This window comes from Variovorax glucosi (genome assembly GCF_051216695.1).
Lineage (GTDB): Bacteria > Pseudomonadota > Gammaproteobacteria > Burkholderiales > Burkholderiaceae_C > Variovorax.
On sequence record NZ_JBPJZE010000303.1, the window covers coordinates 1 to 1,114 of the forward strand.

The window sequence follows — 1,114 nt, forward strand, 5'->3', positions numbered from 1 at the left end:
GTGCGGTTGGCTCGGTGGCCCGCAGCATTACACCGACCGCTTCGGCCATCCGATGCTGCGTGCGCGCCACCTGCCGCAGAGCATCGGTGGCCACACCATCGGCATCAAGGAGCGCGACCAGTGGCTGGCTTGCATGGACCAGGCCATGGGCGAGACAGGCGTGCCGGAAGACCTGCGCGAACGTCTGCGCGACTCCTTCTTCAAAACCGCCGACTGGATGCGCAACCGCGGTGAGTGACCGCCAGTCCGAATACACAACGACTCCGAAAGACGCTTCTTCCATGAATTCCATCGTCATCATCGGCGGCGGCCACGCCGCGGCCCAGCTCTGCGCCGGCCTTGCTGAAGCAGGGCAGGGCGCGCGCGTGCACCTGGTCTGCGAGGAGGCCTGCGAGCCGTATCACCGCCCGCCGCTGTCCAAGGCCTTCCTCAAGAGCGTGGAGGAGACCACGCAGCCGCACAAGGCCGCTGACTGGTACCGCGAAGCGGGCATCACGCTGCACCTGGGCGATTCCGCAGTGGCTATCGATCGCGAGGCTCACACCGTCACGCTGCGGTCGGGCGCGATCCTGCCGTGGCAGCAACTGGTGCTGGCTACCGGCACGCGTGCGCGCCAGATGCCCGACCTGAAGCCGGGTCTGGAAAACGTCGCGAGCCTGCGCGCGGCCGATGAAGCGCATCGCCTGCGCACGCGTCTCGCGGCGGCCGAACATGTGACGGTGCTCGGCGGCGGCTTCATCGGGCTCGAAGTGGCGGCCACCGCCAAGGCGCTCGGCAAGTCGGTGCAGGTCATCGAAAGCGCGCCGCGCCTGCTGGGGCGCGCCGTCTCGCCCGAGCTGTCGGCGCACGTGCTCGCCACCCACCGCGCGGCCGGCATCGACATCGTGCTCGGCGCACAGACCGGCGCGTTCGAAGTCGAAGGCGACAGGCTGGTGTCGGTGCAGGTCAACGGCGTGAAGCAGCCTGTCGATCTGCTGCTGCTCGGCATCGGTGCGGTGCCCGAGACCGCGCTCGCGCAAGCGGCCGGCATCGAATGCGCGGACGGCATCGTGGTCGACGGCCACATGCAGACCAGCGCGGCCGACGTGCTCGCGGTGGGCGACTGCACGCGCTT

At 69.2% G+C, this 1,114-nt stretch carries 2 protein-coding genes; both read left to right on the plus strand.

What is annotated here, in order from left to right:
* The coding region (locus ACSFA3_RS25155) for a globin domain-containing protein (protein ID WP_475544590.1) at positions 1-238 on the plus strand (238 nt) is incomplete at its 5' end.
* 43 nt (positions 239-281) lie between these two features.
* On the plus strand, positions 282-1,114 hold an 833-nt coding region (locus ACSFA3_RS25160), incomplete at its 3' end, for an NAD(P)/FAD-dependent oxidoreductase (RefSeq protein ID WP_435508063.1).